The organism is Mesorhizobium sp. L2C066B000, assembly GCF_000502335.1.
Classification (GTDB): Bacteria; Pseudomonadota; Alphaproteobacteria; order Rhizobiales; family Rhizobiaceae; genus Mesorhizobium.
The window spans coordinates 90,900-116,858 of record NZ_AYWZ01000004.1; the positions used below are offsets into that span (position 1 = coordinate 90,900).

26 protein-coding genes are annotated in these 25,959 nt (G+C 63.9%); 13 read left to right on the forward strand and 13 right to left on the reverse strand.

The genetic code is table 11. The annotated features are described in order from the left end of the window. The first annotated feature begins 71 nt into the window (after positions 1–71). Positions 72–236: a DUF3309 family protein gene (locus X733_RS1000000167930; protein ID WP_023667887.1), complete on the forward strand. Its 165-nt coding sequence runs from the start codon at positions 72–74 to the stop codon at positions 234–236. Between the two features lie 340 nt (positions 237–576). Here X733_RS1000000167930 and X733_RS153370 read toward each other — a convergent pair whose 3' ends face one another. Together X733_RS153370 and X733_RS153365 are read right to left on the reverse strand one after the other, a co-directional pair. Continuing rightward, entirely contained in the window at positions 577–1,758 is a 1,182-nt protein-coding gene (locus X733_RS153370) for an MFS transporter (protein WP_023804414.1), read from the reverse strand. 102 nt (positions 1,759–1,860) lie between these two features. Beyond that, complete coding sequence (locus X733_RS153365) at positions 1,861–2,088, reverse strand: hypothetical protein (protein ID WP_023692229.1); 228 nt, start codon at positions 2,086–2,088, stop codon at positions 1,861–1,863. Between the two features lie 255 nt (positions 2,089–2,343). Between X733_RS153365 and X733_RS153360 the strand changes: the two genes are divergently transcribed. Further along, a complete protein-coding gene (locus tag X733_RS153360) occupies positions 2,344–3,861 on the forward strand; it encodes a winged helix-turn-helix domain-containing protein (RefSeq protein WP_031193231.1) in 1,518 nt (505 codons plus the stop codon). Positions 3,862–4,413: 552 nt separating this feature from the next. Next, the gene (locus X733_RS153355) at positions 4,414–5,910 is read left to right on the forward strand and encodes an aldehyde dehydrogenase family protein (RefSeq protein ID WP_023818567.1); all 1,497 of its coding nucleotides are present in this window, start codon (positions 4,414–4,416) and stop codon (positions 5,908–5,910) included. A gap of 25 nt (positions 5,911–5,935) precedes the next feature. On the opposite strand, the gene doeB is transcribed toward X733_RS153355, so the two are convergent. The 10 genes from doeB to X733_RS153305 form a co-directional block, all read right to left on the reverse strand. Continuing rightward, complete coding sequence (gene doeB, locus X733_RS153350) at positions 5,936–6,940, reverse strand: N(2)-acetyl-L-2,4-diaminobutanoate deacetylase DoeB (protein ID WP_023818568.1); 1,005 nt, start codon at positions 6,938–6,940, stop codon at positions 5,936–5,938. 5 nt (positions 6,941–6,945) lie between these two features. Next, positions 6,946–8,124, reverse strand: a complete 1,179-nt coding sequence (gene doeA / locus X733_RS153345) for an ectoine hydrolase DoeA (protein WP_023818569.1) — start codon at positions 8,122–8,124, stop codon at positions 6,946–6,948. A gap of 129 nt (positions 8,125–8,253) precedes the next feature. Beyond that, the gene (locus tag X733_RS153340; protein WP_023749144.1) at positions 8,254–9,246 is read right to left on the reverse strand and encodes a cyclodeaminase; all 993 of its coding nucleotides are present in this window, start codon (positions 9,244–9,246) and stop codon (positions 8,254–8,256) included. Positions 9,247–9,478: 232 nt separating this feature from the next. After that, a complete protein-coding gene (gene eutB, locus X733_RS153335) occupies positions 9,479–10,465 on the reverse strand; it encodes a hydroxyectoine utilization dehydratase EutB (protein WP_023818570.1) in 987 nt (328 codons plus the stop codon). Positions 10,466–10,470: 5 nt separating this feature from the next. After that, a complete protein-coding gene (eutA, locus tag X733_RS153330; RefSeq protein WP_023818571.1) occupies positions 10,471–11,250 on the reverse strand; it encodes an ectoine utilization protein EutA in 780 nt (259 codons plus the stop codon). Between the two features lie 8 nt (positions 11,251–11,258). After that, entirely contained in the window at positions 11,259–11,918 is a 660-nt protein-coding gene (gene ehuD, locus X733_RS153325) for an ectoine/hydroxyectoine ABC transporter permease subunit EhuD (RefSeq protein ID WP_023818572.1), read from the reverse strand. Positions 11,919–11,952: 34 nt separating this feature from the next. Beyond that, complete coding sequence (gene ehuC, locus X733_RS153320; RefSeq protein WP_023667875.1) at positions 11,953–12,612, reverse strand: ectoine/hydroxyectoine ABC transporter permease subunit EhuC; 660 nt, start codon at positions 12,610–12,612, stop codon at positions 11,953–11,955. Between the two features lie 206 nt (positions 12,613–12,818). Next, the gene (gene ehuB, locus X733_RS153315; protein WP_023818573.1) at positions 12,819–13,670 is read right to left on the reverse strand and encodes an ectoine/hydroxyectoine ABC transporter substrate-binding protein EhuB; all 852 of its coding nucleotides are present in this window, start codon (positions 13,668–13,670) and stop codon (positions 12,819–12,821) included. 63 nt (positions 13,671–13,733) lie between these two features. Then, positions 13,734–14,519 (reverse strand): ectoine/hydroxyectoine ABC transporter ATP-binding protein EhuA, encoded by a 786-nt coding sequence (ehuA, locus tag X733_RS153310; RefSeq protein WP_023682675.1) that lies wholly within the window; start codon positions 14,517–14,519, stop codon positions 13,734–13,736. 124 nt (positions 14,520–14,643) lie between these two features. Beyond that, positions 14,644–16,029 carry a PLP-dependent aminotransferase family protein gene (locus X733_RS153305; RefSeq protein ID WP_023818574.1) on the reverse strand — a complete coding sequence of 462 codons (1,386 nt, stop codon included), beginning with the start codon at positions 16,027–16,029 and terminating at the stop codon, positions 14,644–14,646. An 82-nt stretch (positions 16,030–16,111) separates the two neighbouring features. On the opposite strand from X733_RS153305, the gene X733_RS153300 reads away from it, so the two are divergent. The 4 genes from X733_RS153300 to X733_RS153285 all read left to right on the forward strand — a co-directional run bounded on the left by X733_RS153300 (position 16,112) and on the right by X733_RS153285 (position 20,747). Beyond that, positions 16,112–16,600 carry an Lrp/AsnC family transcriptional regulator gene (locus X733_RS153300; RefSeq protein ID WP_023818575.1) on the forward strand — a complete coding sequence of 163 codons (489 nt, stop codon included), beginning with the start codon at positions 16,112–16,114 and terminating at the stop codon, positions 16,598–16,600. A gap of 129 nt (positions 16,601–16,729) precedes the next feature. Next, the gene (locus tag X733_RS153295; RefSeq protein ID WP_023732238.1) at positions 16,730–18,223 is read left to right on the forward strand and encodes an NAD-dependent succinate-semialdehyde dehydrogenase; all 1,494 of its coding nucleotides are present in this window, start codon (positions 16,730–16,732) and stop codon (positions 18,221–18,223) included. Between the two features lie 32 nt (positions 18,224–18,255). After that, complete coding sequence (locus tag X733_RS153290) at positions 18,256–19,635, forward strand: aspartate aminotransferase family protein (RefSeq protein ID WP_023695233.1); 1,380 nt, start codon at positions 18,256–18,258, stop codon at positions 19,633–19,635. An 8-nt stretch (positions 19,636–19,643) separates the two neighbouring features. Further along, the gene (locus X733_RS153285; RefSeq protein WP_023695232.1) at positions 19,644–20,747 is read left to right on the forward strand and encodes an alcohol dehydrogenase family protein; all 1,104 of its coding nucleotides are present in this window, start codon (positions 19,644–19,646) and stop codon (positions 20,745–20,747) included. Positions 20,748–20,759: 12 nt separating this feature from the next. Here the strand turns inward: X733_RS153285 and X733_RS1000000167940 are convergent, their stop codons facing one another. Then, positions 20,760–20,936: a hypothetical protein gene (locus X733_RS1000000167940; RefSeq protein WP_023818576.1), complete on the reverse strand. Its 177-nt coding sequence runs from the start codon at positions 20,934–20,936 to the stop codon at positions 20,760–20,762. A gap of 178 nt (positions 20,937–21,114) precedes the next feature. On the opposite strand from X733_RS1000000167940, the gene X733_RS153280 reads away from it, so the two are divergent. From X733_RS153280 to X733_RS153260, 6 genes are read left to right on the forward strand one after another with little or no spacing between them, the layout of a single operon-like run. Then, positions 21,115–21,786 (forward strand): amino acid ABC transporter permease, encoded by a 672-nt coding sequence (locus X733_RS153280; RefSeq protein WP_023695231.1) that lies wholly within the window; start codon positions 21,115–21,117, stop codon positions 21,784–21,786. After that, positions 21,786–22,457, forward strand: coding sequence for an amino acid ABC transporter permease (locus tag X733_RS153275; protein WP_023818577.1), 672 nt, complete (start codon positions 21,786–21,788; stop codon positions 22,455–22,457). The genes X733_RS153280 and X733_RS153275 overlap by 1 nt, the downstream gene beginning before the upstream one ends. A 1-nt stretch (position 22,458) precedes the next feature. Continuing rightward, on the forward strand, positions 22,459–23,193 hold the full coding sequence (locus tag X733_RS153270) for an amino acid ABC transporter ATP-binding protein (protein ID WP_023699816.1): 735 nt from the start codon (positions 22,459–22,461) through the stop codon (positions 23,191–23,193). 2 nt (positions 23,194–23,195) lie between these two features. Beyond that, on the forward strand, positions 23,196–24,116 hold the full coding sequence (locus X733_RS0134575) for an isoaspartyl peptidase/L-asparaginase (RefSeq protein ID WP_023807550.1): 921 nt from the start codon (positions 23,196–23,198) through the stop codon (positions 24,114–24,116). A 17-nt stretch (positions 24,117–24,133) separates the two neighbouring features. Further along, entirely contained in the window at positions 24,134–24,925 is a 792-nt protein-coding gene (locus X733_RS153265) for a transporter substrate-binding domain-containing protein (protein WP_023695228.1), read from the forward strand. Then, the gene (locus X733_RS153260; protein WP_023804426.1) at positions 24,919–25,941 is read left to right on the forward strand and encodes a LacI family DNA-binding transcriptional regulator; all 1,023 of its coding nucleotides are present in this window, start codon (positions 24,919–24,921) and stop codon (positions 25,939–25,941) included. The genes X733_RS153265 and X733_RS153260 overlap by 7 nt, the downstream gene beginning before the upstream one ends. Positions 25,942–25,959: the final 18 nt, after the last annotated feature.

Genomic DNA, 25,959 nt, shown 5'->3' on the forward strand with positions numbered 1-25,959 from the left:
CAGGAAGGCTTGCTGGGAGTTTAGTTCTTCGAGCCGCGCCGTGAACGGCGCGGCAGCGAAGGAGACGGCATATGGGCCTGGGTACCATTCTTATTATCATCCTGATCATCGCGTTGCTCGGCGGCTTCAGCGGCCTCGGCGGCGGCCCCTTCTACGGCACTGGTTACTATGGCGGCGGTGGCCTCGGGCTGGTGCTGATCATCGTGATCATTCTGGTTGTTCTCGGGCGAATATAGCGTCGCCATTGGCGGCCGCCGAGTTCTACGGCGGCCGCGTTTTCGCCTGACATCGAGGTTTGAAGACATGGCAGCTGAAGACATTGCTGGTCCGGAAACACTGGGCCGGCCTCGGCGCGAGCGAGAGCGAACGCGACGAGCTGGGATATCCTAATGGTGGCACGATCCGAAGGCGGCGGGCGTAAGCTGCAGACCCCGACACCCGCCTGGCGGCCGTGGCGTTCATCGAGGCGGATCGGACGCTTCGAGGAACCCAGGACGGCGACGAGGCGGGTTCGGCCTTTCTCGCTCTTGTCGACAAGGGCAGCATCGGCCCGAAGGCCGCAATGGCAGGCACGCCTTACGCCTGAACGCGGTCAACCCGCCGTAACTCCGCCAGCAGAAACACCACCAGCACGCAGCACAGCAGGCCAAGCGACGATGGCAGTCCCTGATGTCCGGTCAGTTGCATCGCCAGCCCGGCCACGGGTGAGCCGACGATGCCGCCTACCCCCCATACGAACGCGAAGGCGGCATTGCCGGCGATCAAGGCTTGACCGGTGAAACGCTCGCCGAGCTGGATCAGCGACAGCGTGTAGATCCCGAACGAGACCCCGCCCCAGACGAAGAAGAGCGGCCAGATAAGCCACGTAGCGAAGAGCAACGGCAACAGCAGGCAACCGGCCAGGCAAGCCAGGACACAGAACAGCATCATCGGCTTCGAGCCAAACCGTTCGGCGGCGCGCCCAAGCACGACCTGCAGCACGGCATTGCCGGCGATGAAACAGGTGATGAGCGAAGCGATGCGCTGCTCAGTGCTGCCGAGCGCGGCACCATAGACCGCGAACAGCGAAAGCAGGACTTGCTCGAAGGCGGCAGCCGTGAAGACTGCGAACAAGAGCAGCGGCGCCAGCGCGAAGAAGCCGCCGACCGACACCGCTTCGCCCTCACGCGGCATGTCGGGCAGGCGCGGCGCGACGGCAAGCACGATCAGGCCGCAGACAAGGAAGGCCGCGCTGCCGATGATGAAGGGTGGCCATCCTTGCGTGCCGACCAAGCCTAGCGACAGCGGGCCGAGGCCAAAGCCGGCGGAAACGATGGAGGAGTATAGGCCCATGATGCGGCCTCGGCGTGCGGCGGGTGTGATCGAGACCAGCCAGGTTTCACTGATCACGTAAAGCGGATTGGCAAAGAAGCCGAGCAGGAAGCGCAACGGCATCCAGGCCCATACATCCTGCGTCCAGGCAATCGCGATCAGGACGGTTGCTGCCAGGATCGAACACACAACCGCAAAGCGCGCCGCGCCCACCCGCCGGACCAGCGCCGGCGTGAAGAGCGACGATATAATGAAACCCAGAGGCGTCATCGCGGCCGAGAGGCCGATAAGGCCCGGTGTCGTCCCTTGCCGTTCCAGGATGAAGCTGAGCAGCGGATACGTCAGCCCCTGTGCTATGGCGAACACCGTAACTGTCGCGATGATGCCGGCCATCGCGGCCCATGCGATGTGGTTCTCCGGCGGTGACGTCGCGTCTTCGGCGCTCATGCCGACTTCGAAGCAGGATCGGCACGTTCCGGCAAGGGCAAATGCCGGCAAAGTGCCGCGGCACGCCCAAACAGGCGGTCGGGTGTTATCCGCGACATCAGCTCACACTTGCCAGAAGCGTTTGACGATTTCGGCCTCGACCTGGCGTCTGGTCAGACCGATATCGTCGATCAGGTGCGGATTGGCCTCCGCCATCTGCTTGAGGTCCCAGCGAAAGCGTATCCGCTCGCGCCAGGCCGCGATCATGCCCCGCGGGCCTGTCGGACGCCGGCCCGATGACACCGCCTTTTCCGGCAAGGCTGCACGAGCAGAAGCAAGGGTATCGTTCATGGCAACCTCCATTCGGTTTGAGGGGCGACAGCCCTCTGCTTGAAAGAGGTTGAATTCTGCCGCATGCGGACGGCGCCGTAATTAAGCCCGGCCAAATAGTTCTCAAAAGTTCCAAACCGGCTAGAGCACCTCGCCGTTTCATGGAAACGGCGAGGTGCTCAACTCTTTGTTTTGACGCCATACGTCCGTGAAGCGCTCCGCCGCGCTTTCCCGTGGGAAAACCGCCTTCACACCTTTCCTGGAATTGCTCTATAGATGCGCGTTATGCAGGGATCGCGCTTTGCCTTTGGTCCGTTCGTGCTTGATCCGGGTGCGGGAACGCTCCTTCGGGACCAAGTTCCCGTCGCCGCCGGCCACCGCGGACTGCAGCTGCTGGCGGCGCTCGTCGCCCGGCCCGGCGAGATCGTGGCCAAGGCCGAGTTGATGGATGCGGCATGGCCAGGCACCGCCGTTGAGGAAGGCAACCTCACCGTCCAGATTGCGCAATTGCGCAAGCTGCTGGGTCCGGCCACGAACGGCGGAGAATGGATATCGACCGTTCCGCGCGTCGGCTATCGCTTCGCCGGCGCCATCGAACAGCTCGGCGACGAGAAGCGACAGGCTTTGCCGCTGCCCGCCAAACCGTCGATAGCCGTGCTGCCCTTTGCCAATTTCAGCAACGACCCCGAGCAGGAAGCCTTCGCCGACGGGTTGACCGAAGACCTGATCACCGACCTGTCGAGGATCGGCGGCCTATTCGTCATCGCGCGCAACTCGACCTTTGCCTACAAGGGCAAGGCGGTGGATGTGCGCGAGGTCGCCAGGGAACTTGGCGTGCGCTATCTCTTGGAGGGCAGCGCCAGACGCGCCGCCGGGCGCGTGCGCATCAACGCCCAGCTGGTCGACGCGCTGAGCGGCGAGCATTTGTGGGCAGACCGCTTCGATCGCGGCCTGGAAGATATTTTTGCCGTTCAGGACGAGGTGACGGCCAAGATCGTCGAGGCGCTGCTGGGCCGGCTGCGCGCGCCGCTGCCGCGCAACCGGCCCCGAAATCTCGAGGCCTATGATCTGTGCGTGCGAGCCCGCAACCTGATCGACGTCTCGCCGGAGACGGCGCGCGAAGCGCATCTGTTGCTGACGCGCGCGCTTGCGCTCGATCCGGACTATGCCGAAGCCTATCGCTGGCTTGCCATGAACCACTGGATGGGATGGGTGCATTGGGGAGAGCCCATTGAGCCTGCCCGCGGCCTTGCCCTGGAACTGGCGCGCAAGGCTGTGGCGATCGATCCCAACGATGCCGGCTGCCACTGGGTGCTTGCCAACCTGCTTGCCTATGAGCGCAGATTCGACGAGGCGGATGTGGGATTTGCCAAGGCGTTCGAACTCGACCCGAACGAGGCCGATGCCTGGGCGACATTGTCCGACATCGCGATCCTGGCCGGGCGCGTCGAGGACGGCCTCGACTATATCAGCAAGGCGTTCCGGCTGAACCCGTTTCCGGCAAGCTGGTACTACCTGACGCTCGGCCAGGCGCAATATGCGGCGCGCGACTATGAAGCCGCGGTCGAGACGACGCGCCGGGACGAGACGTATCGGACAAGCTCGCGCCGTTTCCTTGCGGCAAGCCTTGCGCAACTCGGCCGGATCGACGAGGCGCGCGCCGAGGTCGACTTGTTCCTTGTCGCGAACCCACATTTCACCACCCGCCACTGGGTCGAGACGGAGCCGTTCCGCGACACTGCCACGCTCGACCATTTCGTCGATGGCTTCCGAAAGGCCGGCCTTCCGGAGTGACGGACCGGCGTGCTCGATCGATGCCAGGCACCGTCGGTTGCGGATCAATCCTGCCAATGTTTGCACGTCGCGAGGCCGCTCGACCGATCTTGCTTCCGCGAGCAGTCATCCAACAGCGATTGCAGCGAAGCGGCGCGCGAAACCTCTGTCACGGTGAAGCCGGCTGGAACGGCCACGATCGATCCGGCCACGGGTGAGCGCTGGGTGGCGGCTGGCGACTGCCTGTTGCGCTCTCGTCTGCAATGCCGGCATCACGGTCGCCGTGGGCAATGATCGGCTTGCCTCATTGAGCTTTTAGCGACGCGCTCCGACAACTCGCGATGATTTTTCTAGATGCCGGATGATTTTTCTAGATGCCGTTTGTCGAAGCATGATCTTTTCCGAAAGCCGGTTCCCAATTTTCGGGATCATGCTCTAGCGGCTGTCTGTTTCTTGTTGCTCGCGTGATCGGAAGTCACGCGCACAACCTGATTATCTGAGCGCCCTGTAGCTTTCCTTGTTTGAGGCCGGCGGCGGGAGTAATAGTCGCCACGGAATTGCGAGGAGGAAAAGTTGACGCTGAACTTCGACCCGAAGGCGAAGGCCACGGCGTTGTACCATGGCGAATTCCGACCGATGTTCATTAGCGGCAAGTGGGTCGCGGCGCAGTCCGGCCAGGGCATGCAGGCACTCAATCCGGCAACAGGCGAGGTGCTGGCGACAGTGCCGCGCGGCGGGGCTGCCGATATCGACTCGGCGGTGGCCGCCGCGCGCGCGGCCTTCGAAGGCCCATGGTCCAAATTCTCGCCCTACGAGCGGCAGTGCGTGCTGCTCAGGATCGCCGATCTGTTCGAGACGCATTGGGAAGAGCTCAGCGTTTCCGACACGCTCGATATGGGACTGCCGATCACGCGCACGCTCGCCAACCGGCGCCGCGTCATCGGCATGCTGCGCTTCTATGCCGGCATGGCGACGGCGCTGCATGGCGAGGCGATCGACAATTCGATTCCCGGCGAGATCGTCACCTTCACCCGGCGCGAGCCGGTGGGCGTCGTTGGTGCGATCATTCCCTGGAACGCGCCAACCGCCGCCTCGATCTGGAAGATCGCGCCGGCGCTGGCGACAGGCTGCACCATCGTGCTGAAACCGTCCGAGGATGCGTCGCTGACGCCGCTGCTGATCGCGCAACTGATGCAGGAAGCCGGCGTGCCCGACGGCGTCGTCAACGTCGTCACCGGCACCGGGGCCGAAGCTGGTGCGCGGCTCGCCGAACATCCAGACGTCAACAAGATCGTTTTCACCGGATCGACGCTGACCGGCCAGGCCATCGCGCGGGCAGCCGTGGCCAACCTCAAACGCGTTTCACTGGAGCTCGGCGGCAAGTCGCCGATCATCGTCTGCCGCGACGCCGACATCGACAAGGCTGTTCCGATCGCGGCGATGGCGGTGTTCGTGCATTCGGGCCAGATCTGCATTGCCGGCTCGCGGCTGTTCGTGGCGCGCGAAATCCATGACGAGTTCGTCCGCCGGCTCGCCGATTTCGCCGGCAGACTGCGGATCGGCCATGGCATCGAGGCAGAGACGGAAATCGGACCGCTCATCAATGCCAGGCAGGCAGGCAAGGTGGAGGGCTATATCAGGGCCGGCAGCGACGAAGGCGCCGAACTGGTCGCCGGTGGCTCGCGGCTGACCGGCGAGCTCTACGATGGCGGCAACTTCATTGCGCCGACGGTCTTCGGCGCCGTGTCGGACCAGATGACCATCGCGCGCGAGGAGATTTTCGGCCCGGTCATTTCGGCGATGCCCTTCGACACGCTCGACGAAGCGGTGGCGCGTGCCAATGCGACGCCCTATGGCCTGGCCGCCGGCATCTTCACCACGCATCTGGGCACCGCGCACAAGCTTGCGCGCCGGGTCAAGGCCGGCTCGGTCTGGGTCAACATGTACCATGCCATCGACCCGGCGGTGCCGTTCGGCGGCATGAAGATGTCGGGTTATGGCCGCGAGGGCGGCATCGAGCATCTGCACGAGTATCTGGAGACCAAGTCGGTCTGGATCCAGACCGACTGATATTCGCGCGGCGTACTCTGCGAAATCACGATGAAACCACAACGGCCAGGACGGCGGCGCAGTCACCGGCTTTGACCAGGCCGGGGAAATGCCGCGCCGCCAGAATGCCGGACATTTTTGCCCGGATTTCCTGCGGAGCGATGCCGGTGCGGCCGGTGGAATGGATGCGCGCCAGCACCGAGCCTTCTTTCACAGGCTCGCCGAGATCGACCATGGTCTCGATCATGCCGTCCTCCTCGGCGAAGGAGAAACAATCGCCTGACGGCATGTCGAGCCACTGAGTTCTGCCCTTCTCGACCGCACCATCAACAATGCCGGCATGGCGCAGCACATTGCTGATGCCGCGCCGCGCGATCCGCACAGTCTGTGCGCGCGAGGTGCCGCCGCCGCCAAGCTCGGTGCTGACGAAGACCTTGCCCATTTCCTCCGCCGCCGTGTCGTACATGCCGACGGAGTCGATCTCGATCATGCGCATCGAGAACGGGGCAGAGAACGCCGCGACCGCATCGAAGGCTTTCTGCTCCAGCGCCTTGTCGGGCACCGTGTGGGCGGCACAGAAGGGCACGAAATCCAGTGTCTTGCCACCGGAGTGGAAGTCGAAGACGAGGTCGGCGCGGGGCAGCAATTCGCGCTGGAAATAGTCGGCGATCTTTTCCGTCACCGTGCCGTGGGGACGGCCGGGAAAGCTGCGGTTCATATTGCCCTTGTCGATCGGCGATGTCCGGGTGCCGGCGCGAAAGGCCGGATAGTTCATCGCCGGCACGATGATCACCGTGCCGCTGACCTGTCTGGGATCGAGCGTGCGGGCGAGATCGTAGAGCGCCAGCGGCCCCTCATACTCGTCGCCATGGTTGCCGCCGGTGAGCAGGGCAGTCGGCCCCTTGCCGTTGCGGATGACGCAGATCGGGATCATCACCGAGCCCCACGCCGAGTCGTCGCGGCTGTAGGGCAGGCGCAGGAAACCATGTTGCACGCCGTCCTTGTCGAAATCGACGGTCGGGGCGATCGGGGAAGGGCGGAGGCTAGGCATCGGGCTCAATTCTTCACCACCAGTTTGCGCGGTACATTGGCCAGGCACTCTACACCGGTTTCGGTGATCAGGATGGATTCGGTGATTTCCAGTCCCATGGTCTCCAGCCACAGGCCGGTCATGAAATGGAAGGTCATGCCGGGCTTGAGTTCGGTGCGGTCGCCGGGGCGCAGGCTCATGGTGCGCTCGCCCCAATCCGGCGGATAGGACAGGCCGATCGAGTAGCCTGTGCGGTTGTCCTTGACGATGCCGTATTTCTTCAACACGGCGAAAAAAGCGTTGGCGATGTCCTCACAGGCATTGCCGGGCTTTGCCGCCGCAAGCCCCGCCTCCATGCCTTCCAGCGTCGCCTTCTCGGCATCTAGGAATTCCTGCGTCGGCTTGCCGAGAAAGACGGTGCGCGACAGCGGGCAATGGTAGCGGTTGTAGCAGCCGGCGATCTCGAAGAAGGTGCCCTCGCCCGACTTCATCGGCTGGTCGTCCCAGGTGAGATGCGGCGCCGAGGCGTCGGCGCCCGACGGTAGCAGCGGCACGATCGCCGGATAGTCGCCGCCGATGCCGTCGACGCCGCGCGTGCCGGCATCGTAGATCTCGGCGACCAGATCGCATTTGCGCATGCCGACCTGGATCTTGTCGACGATGCGCTGGTGCATGGCTTCGACGATGCGGGCCGCCTTGCGCATATAGTCGATTTCAGTCGGGCTCTTCACCGCGCGCTGCCAATTGACCAGCGCTGTCGCGTCGACGAAGCGGGCGTTGGGCAGGTGCTTCTGCAACGCGGCGAAGGCGGCAGCCGAGAACCAGTAATTGTCCATCTCGACGCCGATGGTCAGCTTGCCCCAGCCGCGATCACTGAGCACTCTGGCCAAAAAATCCATCGGGTGGCGCTCGGTCGACTGCACGTAGTGGTCGGCATAGCCGACGATGTTGTCATGCGCGAGATAGGCGGTGCGCTTGGCGCCATTGGCATCCTGGCCGCGACCGTACCAGACCGGCTCGCCCGATGGTGGCACGATCACCGCCTGATGCACATAGAACGACCAGCCATCATAGCCGGTCAGCCAGGCCATGTTGGATGGGTCGCTGATAACAAGCAGATCGACGCCTTTCCCCTCCATGGCTTTTCGCGTCTTGGCGAGGCGATCCGCAAATTCGCCACGCGAGAATTTTAGGTTCGGCTGCATTGTTCTTGGTCCTCGTTTGTTAGGCCTGGAGCCTGTTTCAACTTTGTTGGAAACAGGCTCGTCGTTCTTGTTTGAACGTGATCTCTGGGAAAAACCGGGTTCCACTTCCGGATCACGCTTTGGCCAGCATCAGCTTTCAAAAATGGTTCCGGCATTGGCCGCCCGCGCCCGGTTGCGAGCGAGCGTGGCGATCGCCGTATCCTGCACGCCGGTGCCGGTGAGGTCGGCGATGGTGATGTCGCTGGGTGAGCGCCTTCCGTGCCGTTCGCCGGCGATGATCTGGCCGAGTTCGGTGACCGCGGCATCGGCTCCCATCACGCCCGATGCGATGGCGTGATGCAGTTCTCCCAGACGCCGTGTCTGCTTGGCGCTGTCGGCGACATAGAGATCGGCCATGCGCAGGATCGCCGGCGCGATCTCGTTCTTGTGTTCGGCATCCGAGCCCATGGCGGTGATGTGCTGCCCGGCAACGACAAAGCCGGCCTTGATCAGCGGCTCGGTCGACGGCGTGGTGGTGACGATGATGTCGGCGCCGATGGTTGCTTTGGCTGCATCCGGCTCGGCGCGCACGAGAATGCCGAGCTTTTCGCGCAGCGCGCCTGCGGCCGTCTCCGCCTTGACCGCATCGCGCGCCCAGATACGTGCCTCGGCGATCGGCCGCACCAACATGAGCGCTTCGAGTTGCAGCCCGGCTTGCACGCCGGCGCCGAAGATTGCGGCGACGGACGAATCCGGCCGCGACAGATGCTTCGCCGCGACGGCGCCGGCAGCAGCGGTGCGGACATCTGTGAGATAGCCATTGTCGAGCAGCAGCGCCTCGACCACACCGGTTCTTGCCGAGAGCAACACCATCATGCCGCCCCCGCTGGGCAGACCGAGCTTCGGATTGTCGAAGAAGCCGGAGCTTATCTTAACGGCGAAACCGTCTATTCCTGGCACATAGGCGGACTTCACATCCACCTCGCCGCGCTGCTCGTGAATGTCCAACCGCAGAATCGGCGGCATCGCCACCGGCAATGTGGCGAGCGCGCGGAAAGCGTTTTCGACGCAGGCGACCGCGTCGAGATCGAGCGGCACGATTGTGCGCAGTTCCTTCTCGGTGAGGATGGTCATCGGACTCATGTGTCGCGCTCCGTACTAGCGCGCACCACGAAGGATAGTGTTCCGTCACACCCCCCTCTGGCCTGCCGGCCATCTCCCCCGCAAGGGGGGAGATTGGACTGCACTCCTGCCTTCGCCAATCTCCAGCGCAGCAAGAATAGCGACCGCATCGAAGCTGCCGATCTCCCCCCTTGCGGGGGAGATGTCCGGCAGGACAGAGGGGGGTGGGCGGGAATTCGGCGTGGGAGAGTTTTCATGCCGCGCGCTCCGCGATTGCGTCACCGCAGACGATCTTGCGATGCGTGTTCATGTCGATATTGCGGCCCGAGAGAAGAACGACCATCGGCCCGGTCGCCCTGACCTTGCCGGCGAGTAGCGCAGCGATGCCGACCGCACCGGCGCCTTCGACGATCTCGCGCTCTTGTTCATAGGCATGTCGGATGCCGGCGGCGATCTCGTCCTCGGTGAGCAGGATGACGTCGTCGAGCAGATCGCGGCACATGGCGAAGGTCAGCCGGTTATCGAGACCGATGCCGCCGCCGAGCGAATCCGCCAGTGTCGGCAGTTCTTCAACCTCGACCGGCCGGCCGGCGTCGAGGCTGGCCTTCATCGCAGCGCCACGTTCCATCGAAACGCCGATCACTTTTGTCCTGGGGCTAGTGCCTTTGATAGCTGCGGCGATGCCCGAGGCCAAGCCGCCACCGGAAAGCTGGACGAGGACGAGAGCGGCATCCGGGACCTGCTTGATCATCTCCAGTCCAAGCGTGCCCTGCCCAGCGATGATGGCCGGGTGGTCGAAGGGCGGCAGCATCACCAGTCCCTCCTGCGCCACCAGCCGTTCGACCTCCTGCTGCGCCTCGTCCTGACTGTTGCCGATGATGCGGACATCCGCGCCAAGCCGACGGATTTCGTCGAGCTTGTTGCCCGGCACCAGTCGCGACATGCAGATCACCGCACGCATGCCTTCGAGCTTCGCGGCATGGGCCAGCGCACGGCCATGATTGCCGGTCGACGCCGCGACCACGCCGCGCGCCTTCTCCTCGGCGCTCAGCGAAGCAACGGCATTCGAGGCGCCGCGCAGCTTGAAGCTGCCGGTGGTCTGGCGGTGTTCAAGCTTGAGGTGGACGGGGATGCCCAGTCGTTCGGAAAGGCTGTGAGATAACCCTGTCGGCGTGCGTTCGATTTTGCCGGCAATTCGCTCCCGGGCGGCACGAATATCGTTAAGGGTGACTGTCGTCATGATCGTCAATCGCGCGGCAAAGGCAGCGTCATCAGACGGCCAAATTCGGGATGCGACGTCCCGTCGCCACACAACCGCAAACAGTTCCAGGCGCTCGCCTGGTTGCTGGTGACGACCGGGCGAGCGATCGCCTGTTCCATGCCGGGAACCGCGAGCGCTCCGCGCAATGCGGTGCAGGACACGAACAGTGCGTCGGCCTCAGCGTGTGTCGCCTCTCGTGCGAGATCGACAATCGCTGCCGGCGCAATGCGCGCCATCTCGCGATCGTCCTCGAAGCCGAGACAGGTGAAGCTGACGATCTCGAAGCCGCGCTCGGCGAAATACGTCGCCATCGGCCTGGAGGTTTCGACGGTGTAAGGGGTGAGGATGCTGATCTTTTTCGCGCCCAGCGCCTGCAGCCCGCGCACGCCGGCCATCGGCGGCGTGACCACGGGAAAACCCGGCTTGGCAGACTGGATCGCGGCCTCGATCTCGGCGTCGCCAATCACCACCGAGGCCGAGGTGCAGGAGTAGCAGATCGCGTCGAGGTTTTCGTCGGGCAGGATCAACGCAGCACCCGCCGCCAGCTCGGGCTGCATCTTGCGTAAATTCTCGGGCGTGGTCGGATTCTTGTAGGGAATGCGCGCGACATAGACGCCGATCCGCTCGCTCGCCACCATGCGGCGGAAATCGGGCTCGCTGGTGTGGTCGGTGGCAAGGATGATGAGGCCGACGCGCTTTTCCAGCGGGCGCGCATCGAGCGCCGGCCTTGTCGGCATCAGCCTGATCTCGGGCAGCGGTTTCATCTTGAGAATTACCTTTCGATCTTGCCGTAGCGATGTTCCAGCCAGCGCAGCAGCACGACCGAGAAGAGGCTGATGACGAGGAAGAAAGCGCCGACCAGCGTGATCGGCTCAATGTAGCGGTAGTAGGTGTTGGCGACGCTCTTGGCCTGGTTCATCAGCTCCAGCACGGTGATCGCCGATAGGAGCGGCGTCTCCTTGAACATGGCGATGAAATAGTTGGCCAAAGCCGGGATCATCGGTGGGATCGCTTGCGGAATGATGATGTTGGTCCAGGTCTGCGTGGCGCTCAGATTGCAGGCCTTGGCCGCCTCCCACTGGCCGCGCGGCACGTTGTCGATGCCGGCGCGATAGACTTCCGCCGTGTAGGTGCCGTAGTGCAGGCCGAGCCCGATGACGCCGGCGACCAGCGGCGGCAACAGGATGCTGAAATCCGGCAGGACATAGAAGATGAAATAAAGTTGCACCAGAAGTGGCGTGCCGCGGATGAATTCGGCCGCCCAGCCGACGGTGCGCGACAGGACCTTGTTGGGCGAGCGTCGCGCCAGCGCGATGCCCAGACCCACGATAGCGGCCAGCACGGAGCCGAGCAGCGTTGCCAGGATGGTGATCTTCACGCCCTGCATCAGCGTCGGCAGGATCTCCCAGACGAAGTTCCAATCCCAATCCATCAGGAGGCCCAATTTATCAGAAGGGCATTGGCCATCAGACGCGCACCCCGTCGAGGCCGCGCGCCATGCGGCGTTCCAGAGAACGCACGCCCCAGGAGATGATCAGCGCCAGGGCGAAATAGATGATCAGGATGGTGGTGAACGGCGCCAGCGTGTTGCCGGTCTGCGAGCGCACGACCTGCGCCTGAAAGGTGAGATCGGCGAGCGAGATCAGCGACACCACGGAGGTCGCCTTGAGCAGTTCGATGGCATTGTTGCCGAAGGTCGGCAGCATGACCAGTAGCGCCTGCGGCAGGATGACATGGCGCATACCTTGCCAGCGGCCGAGGTTGAGCGCGATGCAGGCTTCATATTGTTCGCGGCCGACCGACTGGATGGCGCCGCGTACCACCTCGGCCGCATAGGCGCCGACATTGAGGCCCAGCGCCAGCACACCCGCCTGCAGCGGGGTCAGTTCGAGGCCGATCAACGGCAACACGAAATAGGCAAAGAACAGCTGCACGAAGATCGAGGTGCCGCGGAAGAATTCTATATAGGCGGTGGCCAGCCAGCGCAGCGCAAAGAAGCGCGACACGCGGCCCATGCCGGCGAGGAAGGCCATGATCAGGGCGAGCACCGACCCCATCAGCGTCAGCTCGATGGTGACAAGCGCTCCCTGCAATATCAGGCCGAGGTAGCCGGACCACTGGGTCATTCGGGTTCCAACGTTGGCGGTTAGCTTCCTTCTCCCCGTTCACGGAGAGAAGATGCCAGTCCACCCTCCGAAGCTGCAGCGCAGCTGCTGCGGAGGACGGGCAGGCAGATGAGGGGCAGCGCTAAATTCTCAGAACCTGGCGCCGCCCCTCATCCGGCCCTTCGGGCCACCTTCTCCCCGTGAACAGGGAGAAGGCAAAAACGGCGCTATTTCGCCGCGCAGAGCTTGTCCCGCGTGGTCGACATCGCGGCTGCGGCCGAGAAGCCGTAGGGCTCGATGATCTTGGCGAACTCGCCGGATTTCTTCAGCTTGGCGAGCTCGACATCGAAGGCATCGCGCAGGGCCTCATCGCCTTTCTTGAAGGCGGCGCCGTCGCAATAGACCGGCGCGCCGACCACCGGGGCGATGACTTCGAGGTTCGGATCGTTGGCTTTCTTGACGAGGTCGTTGATCGACAGGACGGGAAGCGAATAGGCATCGATGCGACCGTCCTGCAGCATCTTCAGGCCGCTCTGGCCGTCCGGCACGACGATGACGCGCTCGCGCGGCACGCCGGCGTTGAGCGCCAGCTTCTCCTCGGTGCCGCCACCGGGCGCGCCAATGGTGGCCGATGTGTCCTTGGCGACGTCCTCGTAGCTCTTGAAGCCCTTCGGATTGCCCTTCTTCACCAGCATCGCCTCGGCGTCGCACAGCACCGGCTCGGAATAGACGACCGCCGCGCAACGCTCCGGCTTCATGAACAGGCCGGCGGTGACGACGTCGAAGCGGCCGGCCTGCAGGCCGGGGATCATCGCGCCATATTCGGAGATCGAAGCGACGATGTCGCCAACGCCAAGACGCTTGAAGACCTCGCGGGCCACGTCCGGCGCCGCACCTGAAACCTTGCCGTCGGCGGCGACCGCAGTGTAGGGCGGCTCGTTGGCGATGGCGACGCGGGCAAAGCCCTGCGCCTTCAATTGCTCGAGCTTGCCGTCATCGGCCGAACCGGTGCTCGACGCGGCGAGCACCGCCGTCAGTGCGAGACCGGCGACGCCGGCCAGAATGCCAAGTTTCTTCATTGTTCCCAACTCCTTGTTGTCTTCTTGGTTTTGTCTGGGGCGGTCTTCCGCCCCGCAAAGCGGTCAGACACGATGTCCGGCCGCGATGATCTTCTTCAGGAAGCCTTGCGTGCGCTCCTGCTTTGGATGGCGGAAAATCTCGTCTGGTTTGCCCTCTTCGACGATCTTGCCGCGGTCGAAGAACAGCACGCGGTCGGCGAAGTCGTGGGCAAAGCCCATCTCGTGGGTGACCAGCAGCATGGTCATGTCGGTCTCTGCGGCGAGCTTGCGCATGACATTCATCACCTCCTCGACCAGCTCCGGATCGAGGGCCGACGTCACCTCGTCGAACAGCATGATCTTCGGCGACAATGCCAGCGCACGGGCAATCGCCACGCGCTGCTTCTGGCCGCCGGACAGCTGCGCCGGCATCGACTTCGCCTTGTCGGCCATGCCGACCATGTCGAGCAGTTCCATGGCCCGCTTTTCAGCGGCGGCGCGAGGCGTGCCCTTGGTCAGCATCGGCGCCAGCGTGACGTTATCCATGACGCATTTGTGCGGAAACAGATTGAACAGCTGGAAGACCATGCCGATCTTCTGCCGCATCTTGGTCAGGTGCCGCTCGTCGGCGGGCAGCAGCTGGCCGTTGCGCTCCATGTGGTAGAGCTGCTCGCCATCGATCTGGATATGGCCGCCGTCGATCTTCTCCAGCGTCATCAGGATGCGCAGGATCGTCGTCTTGCCCGAGCCGGACGGGCCGATCAGCGCCAGCTTCTCGCCGGGCATGACCTGCATCGACAGGCCGTCCAGTACCTTGAACGAGCCGAAGCTCTTCGAAATGGCGTCGACCTTGATGATGGGTGAGGACAAATGAATTTCCCCTGCTGGAGAAGCCTGTGCCCTTAACGATGCGGAACGCGCCAAATCATGTCAATTGGGAAAATAAAATCATGACAATATTTCCGGCACTGCATGATTCCAGAGCAATTCCCGCTTAGATTGCGAGCAGCAGATGCTCCGGATCGCCAAGCAGCAACTTGGTGACAACGCCGAGGCCGGCGCGCAGTTCCCCCTCGGTGGTCGAGCCGAGCGAGATGCGCACCGCCGGATGCCAGGGCGCATCCGAGATGCGGAAGGAGGTGCCGGGCGCGATCGCCACGCCTTGCAGGCGGGCCTGGGCGACGAAGCTTTCCTCGGCACGGTCCGCGGGCAGTTGCAACCAGACATGCAGCCCGTCGCGCCTGGCGCGATAACCAACCCCGCCCAGCACCTCGGCTGCGATGTCCTGGCGGCGGCGCAATGCCGCGCGCTGCCAGCGAACGAGTTCCATCGCCGTGCCGTCGGTCACCCATTTGGTGGCGATCTCGGCCACCAGCGGCGTCGCCATCCAGTTCGACACCAGATGCCGGTTGGCAACGGCGGCGACATAGCGGTCGGGCGCCGCGAGATAGCCGATGCGCAGGCCAGGTACGGTGATCTTGGTGAAGGAAGTGACGTAGAGCGTGCGCTCCGGCGCAAAGGCGGCGACCGGCGGCGGCCGGTCCTCGACCAGCGGACCCAGCACATCGTTCTCGATGATGGCGATGTCGTGCTTGCGCGCGACCGCGGCGATCTCTTCGCGCCGCCGAGCGTCCATCAGCGTCGCCGTCGGGTTGATCACCGACGGTTGCACGAATACCGCGCGAATGTCGGTGAGCCGGCAGACCTCGTCCAACGCCTCCGGGATCAGGCCATTGCCGTCGATCGGCAGGCCTTCCAGGTTGAAGCCGAGATAGCGCGCCAGCGGCACCAGCGTGTGGTGGCCGATAGCCTCGGTGGCGACAGTCGATCCCGGCGGCGCAACGCTCATCAGCGCCACGGTCATCCCGGCGGTCGCGCCATTGGTCAGGCTGATATTCTGTGCGGAGGTGTCGAGCCCACACAGTTTCAGCCATTCGACAGCCACCGCGCGGTGACGCGGGAACACCATGTTGGGCCGGAACGACAACGCCGAACTGGATGGCAGGTTTTCGGCCAGCCAGCCCAGCGCCTGCTTCAGCCGCTCCAAATGCATCGGCTCGCAGACCGGCTTCAGGATTGACAGATCGATGACCTCGCCGAGGCGCTCCGGCAGATAGGGCGGCTCCGGGTCGCGGCGCTGCGTCTGGACAAAGCTGCCACGGCCGATCTCGCCCGAAATCAGGCCGCGCCGGATCAGTTCTTCGTAGGCGCGGCTGACCGTCTGCACCGACAGTTTTAAATCGTCTGCCAGCCTTCGATGCGTTGGAAGCCGCGCGCCGTTGGCCAGCCGCCCGTCATGAATGGCGCGGGCGAACTGGTCGGCCAGCGTTTGATAGGCTGGCCGGCGGATGAGCGCAGGGTCGGGTTGCCATAATGTCATGACTTAATAGAGATCGAAATCAGTGCAATTGACAATCGAAATAATGCGCCGTCATGGTGATGCCGACAAAAAGCGGACGCCGATGACATCGAAACTCGACGCGGTCGACCTCAGGATACTCGACGCCATCCAGCGCGACGGGCGCATCACCAAGCTGGCGCTGGCCGAACAGGTCGGGCTGTCGCCGACGCCGTGCTGGATGCGGCTGCGCAAGCTGGAGAAGGCAGGCATCGTCTCGGGCTACCACGCCAGGATCGCCATGCGCGTGGTGGCGCCGGTCGCCACCGTGTTGATGGAGGTGACGCTGGCCAGCCATCGCCAGGCCGATTTCGACCGCTTCGAACGCGTCATCCGCGACATCCCCGAAATCGTCGCCTGCTGGTCGGTGGGCGGCGGCGTCGACTATGTGGTCAAGGTGATGACGCGCGACATCGACGCCTATCAGCGGCTGGTCGACGACCTGCTGGAGCGCGAGATCGGCATCGACCGCTACTTCACCTACATCGTCACCAAGACGGTGAAGGACGAAATCGTGCTACCGATATCCGACCTGTTGCCGGCGTCGGCATAAGCCCGGAGAGAATGTCTGTCGGGACGGCACAATAGAGAAAGCCTCTCTCCTTCAGGGCGTCGAAACAGTCTCTCTGTCTGTATGTGACGGATAGTCTTCCCGCATCGTCCGAACCGGGAGGCCTCGACCATGTCCGCGCATTTTGCCCGCTCGCATCGCCATGAGGCGCTCGACCGCCTCTCCGACCGCCGGCTGCTGCGCGAGCTCGCCTATGTCGACGGTCACTGGACGGCAAGCGGAGCGGCGAAGAGTTTCGAGGTTACCGATCCGGCGACCGGCACCACTGTCGCATTTGTCGCGGCGCTCGATGCCGGGCAGACGACCAAAGCAATCGACGCCGCCGCACGTGCCTTTCCGGCTTGGCGTTCGTTGCTGCCGCAGGAGCGGTCCAAAATTCTGCGAAAATGGTTCGAGCTGATCATTGCAGCCAAGGATGATCTGGCCCTGCTGATGACACTGGAACAGGGCAAGCCGCTGCAGGAATCGTTTGGCGAAATCGACTACGCCGCCTCCTTCGTCGAATGGTATGCCGAAGAGGCAAAGCGCCTCAACGCCGAGAGCGTCACCAGTCATCTGCCTGATGCCGAAATGATGGTGCGGCGCGAGCCGCTCGGCGTTGTCGGCGTCGTCACGCCCTGGAATTTTCCGGCGGCGATGCTGACCCGCAAGGCGGCCGCCGCACTCGCCGCCGGCTGCACCATCGTCGCACACCCATCCTCGGAGACGCCGCTGTCGGCGCTGGCGCTGGCTGAACTCGGCGAGCGCGCCGGCCTGCCCGCCGGCGTCTTCAATGTCATCACCGGCAAGGCTGCTGCCATTGTCGGTCGCATGTGCGAGGACCCGCGCGTTCGCGCCATAAGCTTCACCGGCTCGACCGAGATCGGCCGGCTGATCGCGGCGCAAAGCGCGCCGACGATGAAGCGGCTGGTGATGGAGCTTGGGGGCCACGCGCCGCTGATCGTCTTTGCCGATACCGATCTGGACAAGGCGGTGAGCATCGCCATCGATGCCAAATTCGCCACCTCCGGCCAGGACTGCCTCGCCGCCAACCGCATCTACGTCCAGCGCCCGATCTACGATCGCTTCTGCGCCGCTTTTGCCAGGCGTATCGAGGCGCTGCGCACCGGCAACGGCCTTACCGACAAGATCGACATCGGGCCGCTGATGCATGAGCGTGCCGTCGCAAAGGTCGAAGAGCAGGTCGCCGATGCCATCGCTCGTGGCGCGCGCTGTCTCACCGGCGGCAAGCGGCATCAGGCCGGGCCGCTGTTCTACCAGCCGACGCTGCTGGCCGATGTCAGCGACGAAGCGCTGATCATGCGCGAGGAGACCTTTGGGCCGGTCGCCGCCGTCACGCCGTTCGACAGTGAGGACGAAGTGATCGCCCGTGCCAACGCCACAGAATATGGCCTGGTCGCCTATATCGTTACCGAGAACGGCGCCCGCCAGCAGCGCCTGGGCCGCGCGCTCGACTACGGCATGGTCGCTATCAACCGCGTCAAGATCACCGGCGCGCCGATCCCATTCGGCGGCGTCAAGCAATCCGGCATCGGCCGCGAAGGCTCGCGCCATGGGCTCGAAGCTTTCGCCGATCTGAAGTACCTCTGCCTGGACGTCGCATAAGTCCGTCCGGCCATCTCTCAAGGAGTCAAAAAATGCTCGACCAATCCAACGAACTCAATGCCTGGGATCGCGACCACTTCTTCCATCCTTCGACCCATATGGGCACGCATGCGCGGGGTGAATCGCCGACCCGCATCATGGCCGGCGGCGAAGGCGTCACCGTCTGGGACAACAATGGCAGGAAGAGCATCGATGCCTTTGCCGGTCTCTATTGCGTCAATGTCGGCTATGGCCGCCAGAAGATCGCCGACGCGATCGCCACCCAGGCGAAGAACCTCGCCTACTACCACGCCTATGTCGGCCACGGGACCGAGGCCTCGATCACGCTGGCCAAGATGATCATCGACCGCGCGCCGAAGGGCATGTCGAGGGTCTATTTCGGCCTCTCGGGTTCGGATGCCAACGAGACCAACATCAAGCTGATCTGGTACTACAACAATGTGCTGGGACGGCCGGAGAAGAAGAAGATCATCTCGCGCTGGCGCGGCTATCACGGCTCGGGCGTGATGACGGGATCACTGACCGGGCTCGACCTGTTCCACAACGCTTTCGACCTGCCGCGCGCGCCGGTCCTGCACACCGAAGCGCCCTACTATTTCCGCCGCGCCGACCGCTCGATGAGCGAGGAGCAGTTCTCGCAGCATTGCGCCGACAAGCTTGAAGAGATGATCCTGGCCGAAGGTCCCGAAACCGTCGCCGCCTTCATCGGCGAGCCGATCCTCGGTACTGGCGGCATCGTGCCGCCGCCGGCCGGCTACTGGGAGAAGATCCAGGCGGTGCTGAAGAAGTATGACGTGCTGCTGGTCGCCGACGAGGTGGTGACGGGCTTTGGCCGTCTTGGCACCATGTTCGGCTCCGACCACTATGGCATCAAGCCGGACCTGATCACCATCGCCAAAGGTTTGACCTCGGCCTATGCGCCGCTGTCGGGCGTTATCGTCGCCGACAAGATGTGGCAGGTGCTGGTGCAGGGCTCCGACAAGCTCGGTTCGCTCGGCCATGGCTGGACCTATGCGGCGCATCCGATCTGCGTCGCCGCCGGCGTCGCCAATCTCGAACTGGTCGACGAGATGGACCTGGTGACAAACGCCGGTGAGACCGGCGCTTATTTCCGCGCCGAACTGACCAAGGCTGTTGGCGGCCACAGACACGTCGGCGACGTGCGCGGCGACGGCATGCTGGCGGCGGTCGAGTTCGTCGCCGACAAGGACGACCGGGTGTTCTTCGATGCTTCGCTCAAGATCGGGCCGCAGGTGGCGACAGCACTTGCCGCCAGCGGTGTCATCGGCCGCGCCATGCCGCAGGGCGACATCCTTGGCTTCGCGCCGCCGCTCTGCCTGACGCGTGAGGAAGCCGACATCGTCGTTTCGAAAACCGCCGATGCCGTCAACAGCGTGTTTGCCAACCTCTGAGATCGACGATGAATGCCATGACCAAGACCCTCCCCGCCACCATGGCCGCCGTGCTGCTCACCGGGCATGGCGGACCGGAAAAGCTCGTCTATCGCACCGATGTGAAAGTGCCTGTGCCTGCCGCCGGCGAGGTGCTGGTCAGGGTCAGCGCTTGCGGTATGAACAACACCGATGTCTGGGTACGCCAGGGCGCCTATGGCACGGAGGAGGACGCTGCCGCCGTGTCGACGTGGCGGCGGCAAGGCAACACGCTTACCTTCCCGCGCATCCAGGGCACCGACACGGTCGGCACCATCGCTGCCGTCGGCGAAGGCGTTTCCCCGGGCCGTGTCGGCGAACGGGTAATGGTCGATTTTTCGATCTACAACCGCGACGACGATTCCCTCGCCGACATTGACTATATGGGCCACGGTCGCGACGGCGGGTACGCCGAGTACCAGACGGTGCCGGGCGAGAATGCGCATTTCGTCGATACTGACATGAGCGACGTCGAACTCGCCACCTTCTGCTGCGCCTACCTCACCGGCGAACAGATGCTGGAGCGCGCCGGGCTGAAAGCCGGCGAACGCGTGCTGGTCACCGGCGCCTCGGGCGGCGTCGGTTCCGGCATCGTGCAGCTGGCGCGGGCGCGCGGCGCCATTCCCTACGCCGTCGTCGGCAAGGGCAAGGAGCAGGCGGTGCGCGACATCGGCGCCGAAGCGGTTATTACCCGTGGGGTTGCCGATCTTCCCGCCGCCGTGAATGAAGCCACTGGCGGCCAGCCGATCGATGTGGTCGCCGATCTCGTCGGCGGCGCGATCTTCAACGACCTCTTGCGCATCCTGAGGCCCGAAGGCCGCTACACCACCGCCGGCGCGATTGCCGGTCCGGTCGTGCAGCTCGATCTCAGGACCATGTATCTCAAGCAGCTGCAACTGCACGGATCGAGCCAGGGGACGCGCGCCGACTTCCGCCGCATCGTTGGATACATCGAAGCGAAGAAAATCCGGCCGCTGGTCGGCGGTGTCTACAAACTGTCCGATTTCCACAAGGCGCAGGCCGACTTCATCGCCAAGGATTTCGTCGGCAAGCTGGTGGTTGTGCCGGACGCCATGTGGAACATCCGCGCATAACGGCTCCCAACGTCAGAGCGCGTCGTAAACGGCATCAATCAACACCTTGCGGCGTGGATCGACGTCGTCGAAACCCAGCATGCGGTTGGTGACGTAGCCGAATCCGACACCGGCGCCGGGATCGGCAAAATCGAGGGCGCCGCCCCCAGCCGCCATGGCCGAGGGATTGCGGCGACGCCCGGCTGGCATAGGCGGCGTCCTCGAGCTGAAAGCCGGCGGCGAATTGCCGGCGCTTGAGACATAGCGCGCATGAGGCGAACCGGAATCATCGCAACGAATGCAAGCCACAGGCCAGCAACCAGACCCTGCATCTTGACAGACGAGGCGAAAGCCAAAAGAGTGAAACCGGTTTCACTGGGGACCGCCGGTGCATTTCGATCTGTCCATTCTGCTCCCGCATCTGGGTTTTCTGGCGCGCGGCGCCGAACTTACGGCGGCGGCTTGCGCGCTGTCGCTGGTGGGAAGCGTCGTCATGGGCGCGTTGGTGGCGATCGCACGCACCTCCGCCTCGGCACTGCTTCGACGGATCGCCTTCGTCTACGTCGATCTCTTCCGCAATGTGCCGTTCATCGTCCAGCTGTTCTTCTTCTATTACGGCCTGCCCGAGCTCGGCATTTACATCGACGCCTTCACCACCGGCGTCGTGGCGCTTTCCATTGCCGGCGGCGCCTATGCCTCCGACATCATTCGAGCCGGCATCCTCGCCATCGACCAGGGCATCATCGACGCCGCTGAAGTGAGCGGCCTGTCCAGGCGCAAGATCTTTACCCGCATCGTGCTGCCGATTGCGCTGCGCACCTCCGTGCGACCGCTCGGATCCGTGCTCATCAACATGATCCTTACGTCCTCGATCCTCTCGACCATCACGCTCAACGAGCTCACCGGCTCAGCCCAGATCGTGGTCTCGCAGACCTATCGGCCCTTCGAGGTCTATGTGGTGCTGCTCTGTGCCTATGCGGCCCTGACTTATCTGGTTTCGCTGGGCGTCACCCTGCTCCACCGCCATCTCAATCGGGACATGATGGAGGCGGTCGGCTGATGCGGTTCAGCGACTTCACCTCCTACGACCTGATCCTGCTGGCGCAAGGTCTCGGCACCAATATCGCGCTGTTTCTCGTCACCTCTCTGATCGGACTGCTGATTGGCCTGAGCTGGGCGCTGGTGCGGTTCTACCGTGTGCCGGTTCTGGCCCAGATCGTCACCTTCCTGTCGGAGCTGTTGAAGAACTCGCCGGTGTTGGTGCAGCTGTTCCTGGTGTTCTTCGGCCTGCCGGCGCTGTTGCATATAAGGGTGACGCCGGTCACCGCAGCGACCATCACTCTGTCGGCGAACACCGCGGCATTCGTCTATGTCATCGCGGTCTCGGCGATCGAGTCGATCGAACGCGAGCAGGTCGAGGCCGCGCGTGTCTTCGGCCTGACCCGGTGGCAGGTCCTGCGCCATATCGTTTCACCCCAGGCTGCCGCCTTCGCGGTCGGCCCGCTCGTCGCGCTGCTGGTCAACCAGCTTCAGGTGACGTCGCTGATTTCTGTCATCGGCGTCGTCGACCTGACCAAGATTGGCCACATCCTCAACATGCGAACCTTGAAGCCGTTCGTGGTCTGGACCGTCGTCGGGCTGCTCTACTATGGCGCGGCAAAGCTGGTCGCCCTGCTTGGCGAGCGTCTTGAAAACCGCCTGCGGGCGCACAGCGCCTGGCGGGGGCTTTAACATGCTCAAGATCGAAAACGTGCACAAAGCGTTCGGCGAGGTCACTGTGCTGGACGGCGTCGACCTGACGATCGCGCCCGGCGAAGTGGTCTCGATCCTCGGGTCGTCGGGGTCCGGCAAGTCGACACTGATCCGTTGCATCAACGGCCTCGAAAAGCTGAAGTCGGGCCGCATCACGGTCGACGATTTCGATGTCAGCAAGCCGAAGGAGCTGGCCGAGGCGCGCAAGCGCTCAGGCACCGTCTTCCAGCTGTTCAACCTCTATCCGCATATGAGCGCGCTTCAGAACATTACGCTCGCCCCGATCGAGGTGCTGAAGATGCCGCGCCCTGAGGCCGAGGCGCTGGCGCGCAAGCTGCTCGAGTCCGTCGGCCTCGCCGATCGGGCCAACGCCTACCCCGCGCAGTTGTCGGGCGGGCAGCGCCAGCGTGTCGGCATCTGCCGGGCGCTCGCCATGCAGCCGCGCTATCTGCTGCTCGATGAAGTGACCAGCGCGCTCGACCCGGAAATGACTTCCGAGGTGCTGGCCATCCTGGCAAAGCTCGCCGCGCAAGGCACGACGATGCTGTTCGTCACCCACGAGATCGAATTCGCGCGCGAGATTTCCAACCGCATCGTCTTCCTCGACAAGGGCAGGCTGGTGGTCGATCTGCCAACGGATCGTTTCTTCGCCGCGGACGGCGGCCGGGCGCAGCCGCGGGTTGCGCAGTTTCTCTCCAAGATGCGCAAGGACTAGGAATGCTGCTGTTAGCCAACAACGAAGCATGGCCGGGATTCGAAACCTCGGTGCAAATGCTGCGCGATGGCGCCGTCAGCCTGGACGCGATGGTTGCCGGCATCGGCATGGTGGAGAAAGAGGTCAAGGTTCGAAGCGTCGGCTATGGCGGCTGGCCGAACATGCTGGGCGAGATGGAGTTCGACGCCGGCGTCATGGATGGCAATACAAGAGAGGTCGGTTCAGTCGGCGCTGTGCCAAGGACCTTGGCGGTCGCTGCCCTGGCGCACCAGGTGATGAAGCGCCTGCCGCATGTGATACTGACCGGCGAAGGGGCGCAGCGCTTTGCCAGCGAAATCGGCTTTGCCGAAGACAAAGTCTTGTTCGAGGACTCCAGGCGCGTCTGGTGGGAGCGGCTGCAACAGGAACTCACACCGCAACAGCTGGCGAAATTCCCCAATATCGATCTGGCGCCGCTCAGCCGTACTATAACCGATCCCGAGCGCGTCCGCGACACCACCGTCTTCCTGTCGGCGGATGCGCGGCGCGGCATCCATGCCGCGACTTCGACCTCGGGCTGGGCGTGGAAATATCCGGGCCGGCTCGGCGATTCTCCCATTCCCGGCGCAGGCTTTTACGCCGACAGCCGCTATGGCGCGGCGGCGTGCACCCATACCGGCGAGATGACGATGCGCTGCGCCACCGCACGGACCGTCGTGCTGGCCATGAAGCTTGGCCGATCCTTGTCGGATGCGGTCGCGCTGGCGGTCGAGGAACTGGCTGAACTCGACACCGGCTTCCTGGCCGGAGTGGTCATCCACGCCGTCGACGCCGAGCAGAACCACGAGGTGGTGAATTTCAGATGCGAGGGCGAGGTCCGCTACTGGCTCTGGAAGGATTCCATGTCCGCACCCGAATTGCGGGCGGCAAGACGCGTCACTTGAAAATAAGGAGAGGAACCATGAAAACCGTACTGCGTGCCTTCGCCGCGCTGGCCATCGTGGCCGGTTCGGCATTTCCAGCCCTTGCCGGCATGATTGACGACATCCGCTCACGCGGCACCATTCGCATCGGCGTATCGCTCGGCGGCGAGCCGATCGGCTTTCGCGATGCACAAAACAACCCTGTCGGCTACGATGTCGATGTCGCGACGCTGCTGGCGCAAAAGCTCGGCGTGCCGGTCGAGTTCGTCGACGTCTCGGGCGATGCGCGTATTTCCATGCTGGTGTCGGGACAGATCGATGTCGCGGTCGCAAACACCTCGGCAACGCTCGAGCGGGCCAAGACCGTCAACTTCACCATCCCCTACAACCGGGCCGGGCTGCGCGTCATCGTCCAGAAGGATGCCGGGATAACCGACCTCAAGGGGCTCGCCGGCAAGAAGGTTGTCGTCGGCCGCGGCACCACGGGCGAAACCTTCCTCAAGGCGGCCGTGCCGGAAGCAGAGCTCGTCTATGTCGACCAGTTCGCGCCCGACGGGGTTCTGCAGCTGCAACAGAAGCGCGTCGACGCGGCGATCGAGGATTCCTCGCTGCTCGATTACCTCGCGACCAAGACACCGAGCCTGGTGACGCTGCCTGGCCTCTATTCCAACGATCCGATCGGCATCGCGGTCGCCAAGGGCGATCCCGAATTCGTCCGCTGGCTCGACATGTTCGTGTCCGACTTCATCCAGTCGGGCACCTATGAGACGACCTACAAGAAGTGGTGGGGGCCGGACTCCAACCCGCCGGCGCTCAACCCGCTGTGGTGACACCCACTACCGGTAACCGATCGGCGCACACTCGAGGCGCCGTCGCAACGATCGCCGATGTCGCGCGGCTGGCAGGCGTGTCGCGTGCCGCGGCCAGCCGTGCGCTGTCGAGCGGACCGCGACCGGTCTCGGCGGACAAACGCGAACGTGTCGTGCAGGCCGCCGCGCAGCTCGGCTACAAACCCAATCTCCTGGCGCAAAGCCTGACCACCAAGACCGTCAATCTGGTTGCCGTCGTGGTCAACCACATTCACGACCTTTCAGATCTCGACCTGTTCGACCGGCTGCTCGACGCGATCCAGTCGATCGGCAAGCAGGTCATCCTCATCCGCATCGGCTCGGCGGAAGGGGTCGAGGATTTTCTGCGCAACGGCGTTGCCTATCATGTCGATGCCGCCGTGGTGTTCTCCGACTTTGCCGATGCAGCGACGGTGCGGCGCATGTTTCGCTCGGACCTGGTCATCATGCTGAACGGACTGCATGACGATCAGTCACCCACCGTCATTCCCGATGAAGGCGTCGGCATCGCCGAGGCCGTGGCGGATGCGGCGGCCAAGCGCGCGCGCACGGCCAGCCTGCTGACCGGCCGTTCGTCCTCGCGAGTCGAACAGCTGCGCATCGGCCACTACCTCGGAGCGTTCCGGCATCATGGAATTGAACTGCTGCAGACGGTCCAGGGAGACTATTCCTACGAGTCGGGCTATGCGGCAGCCGCCGGCCTGACGGGACGCGGCTGTCCAGATGCGGTCTTTTGTACGTCCGACGCGATGGCCATGGGTGTTCTGGATGTCTGCCGGGCGGATTTCCCCGACAACCGGCCCAGCCGCTTCCGCCTCTATGGCTTCGACAATGTGTCCCTGACCAATTTCGACGCCTACCCGATATCGTCAATCGGCTACGACAAATCAGACTATGTGGGTCATATCGTTGGCGCCCTCTCCAATCCGCAGGTCTTCATGCCCGGCCAGCCGCCTGTCGTTATATTGACCCGGCTGATTTCGCGCTTGACCGCGTAACTAGCGCCGATGTTGGAC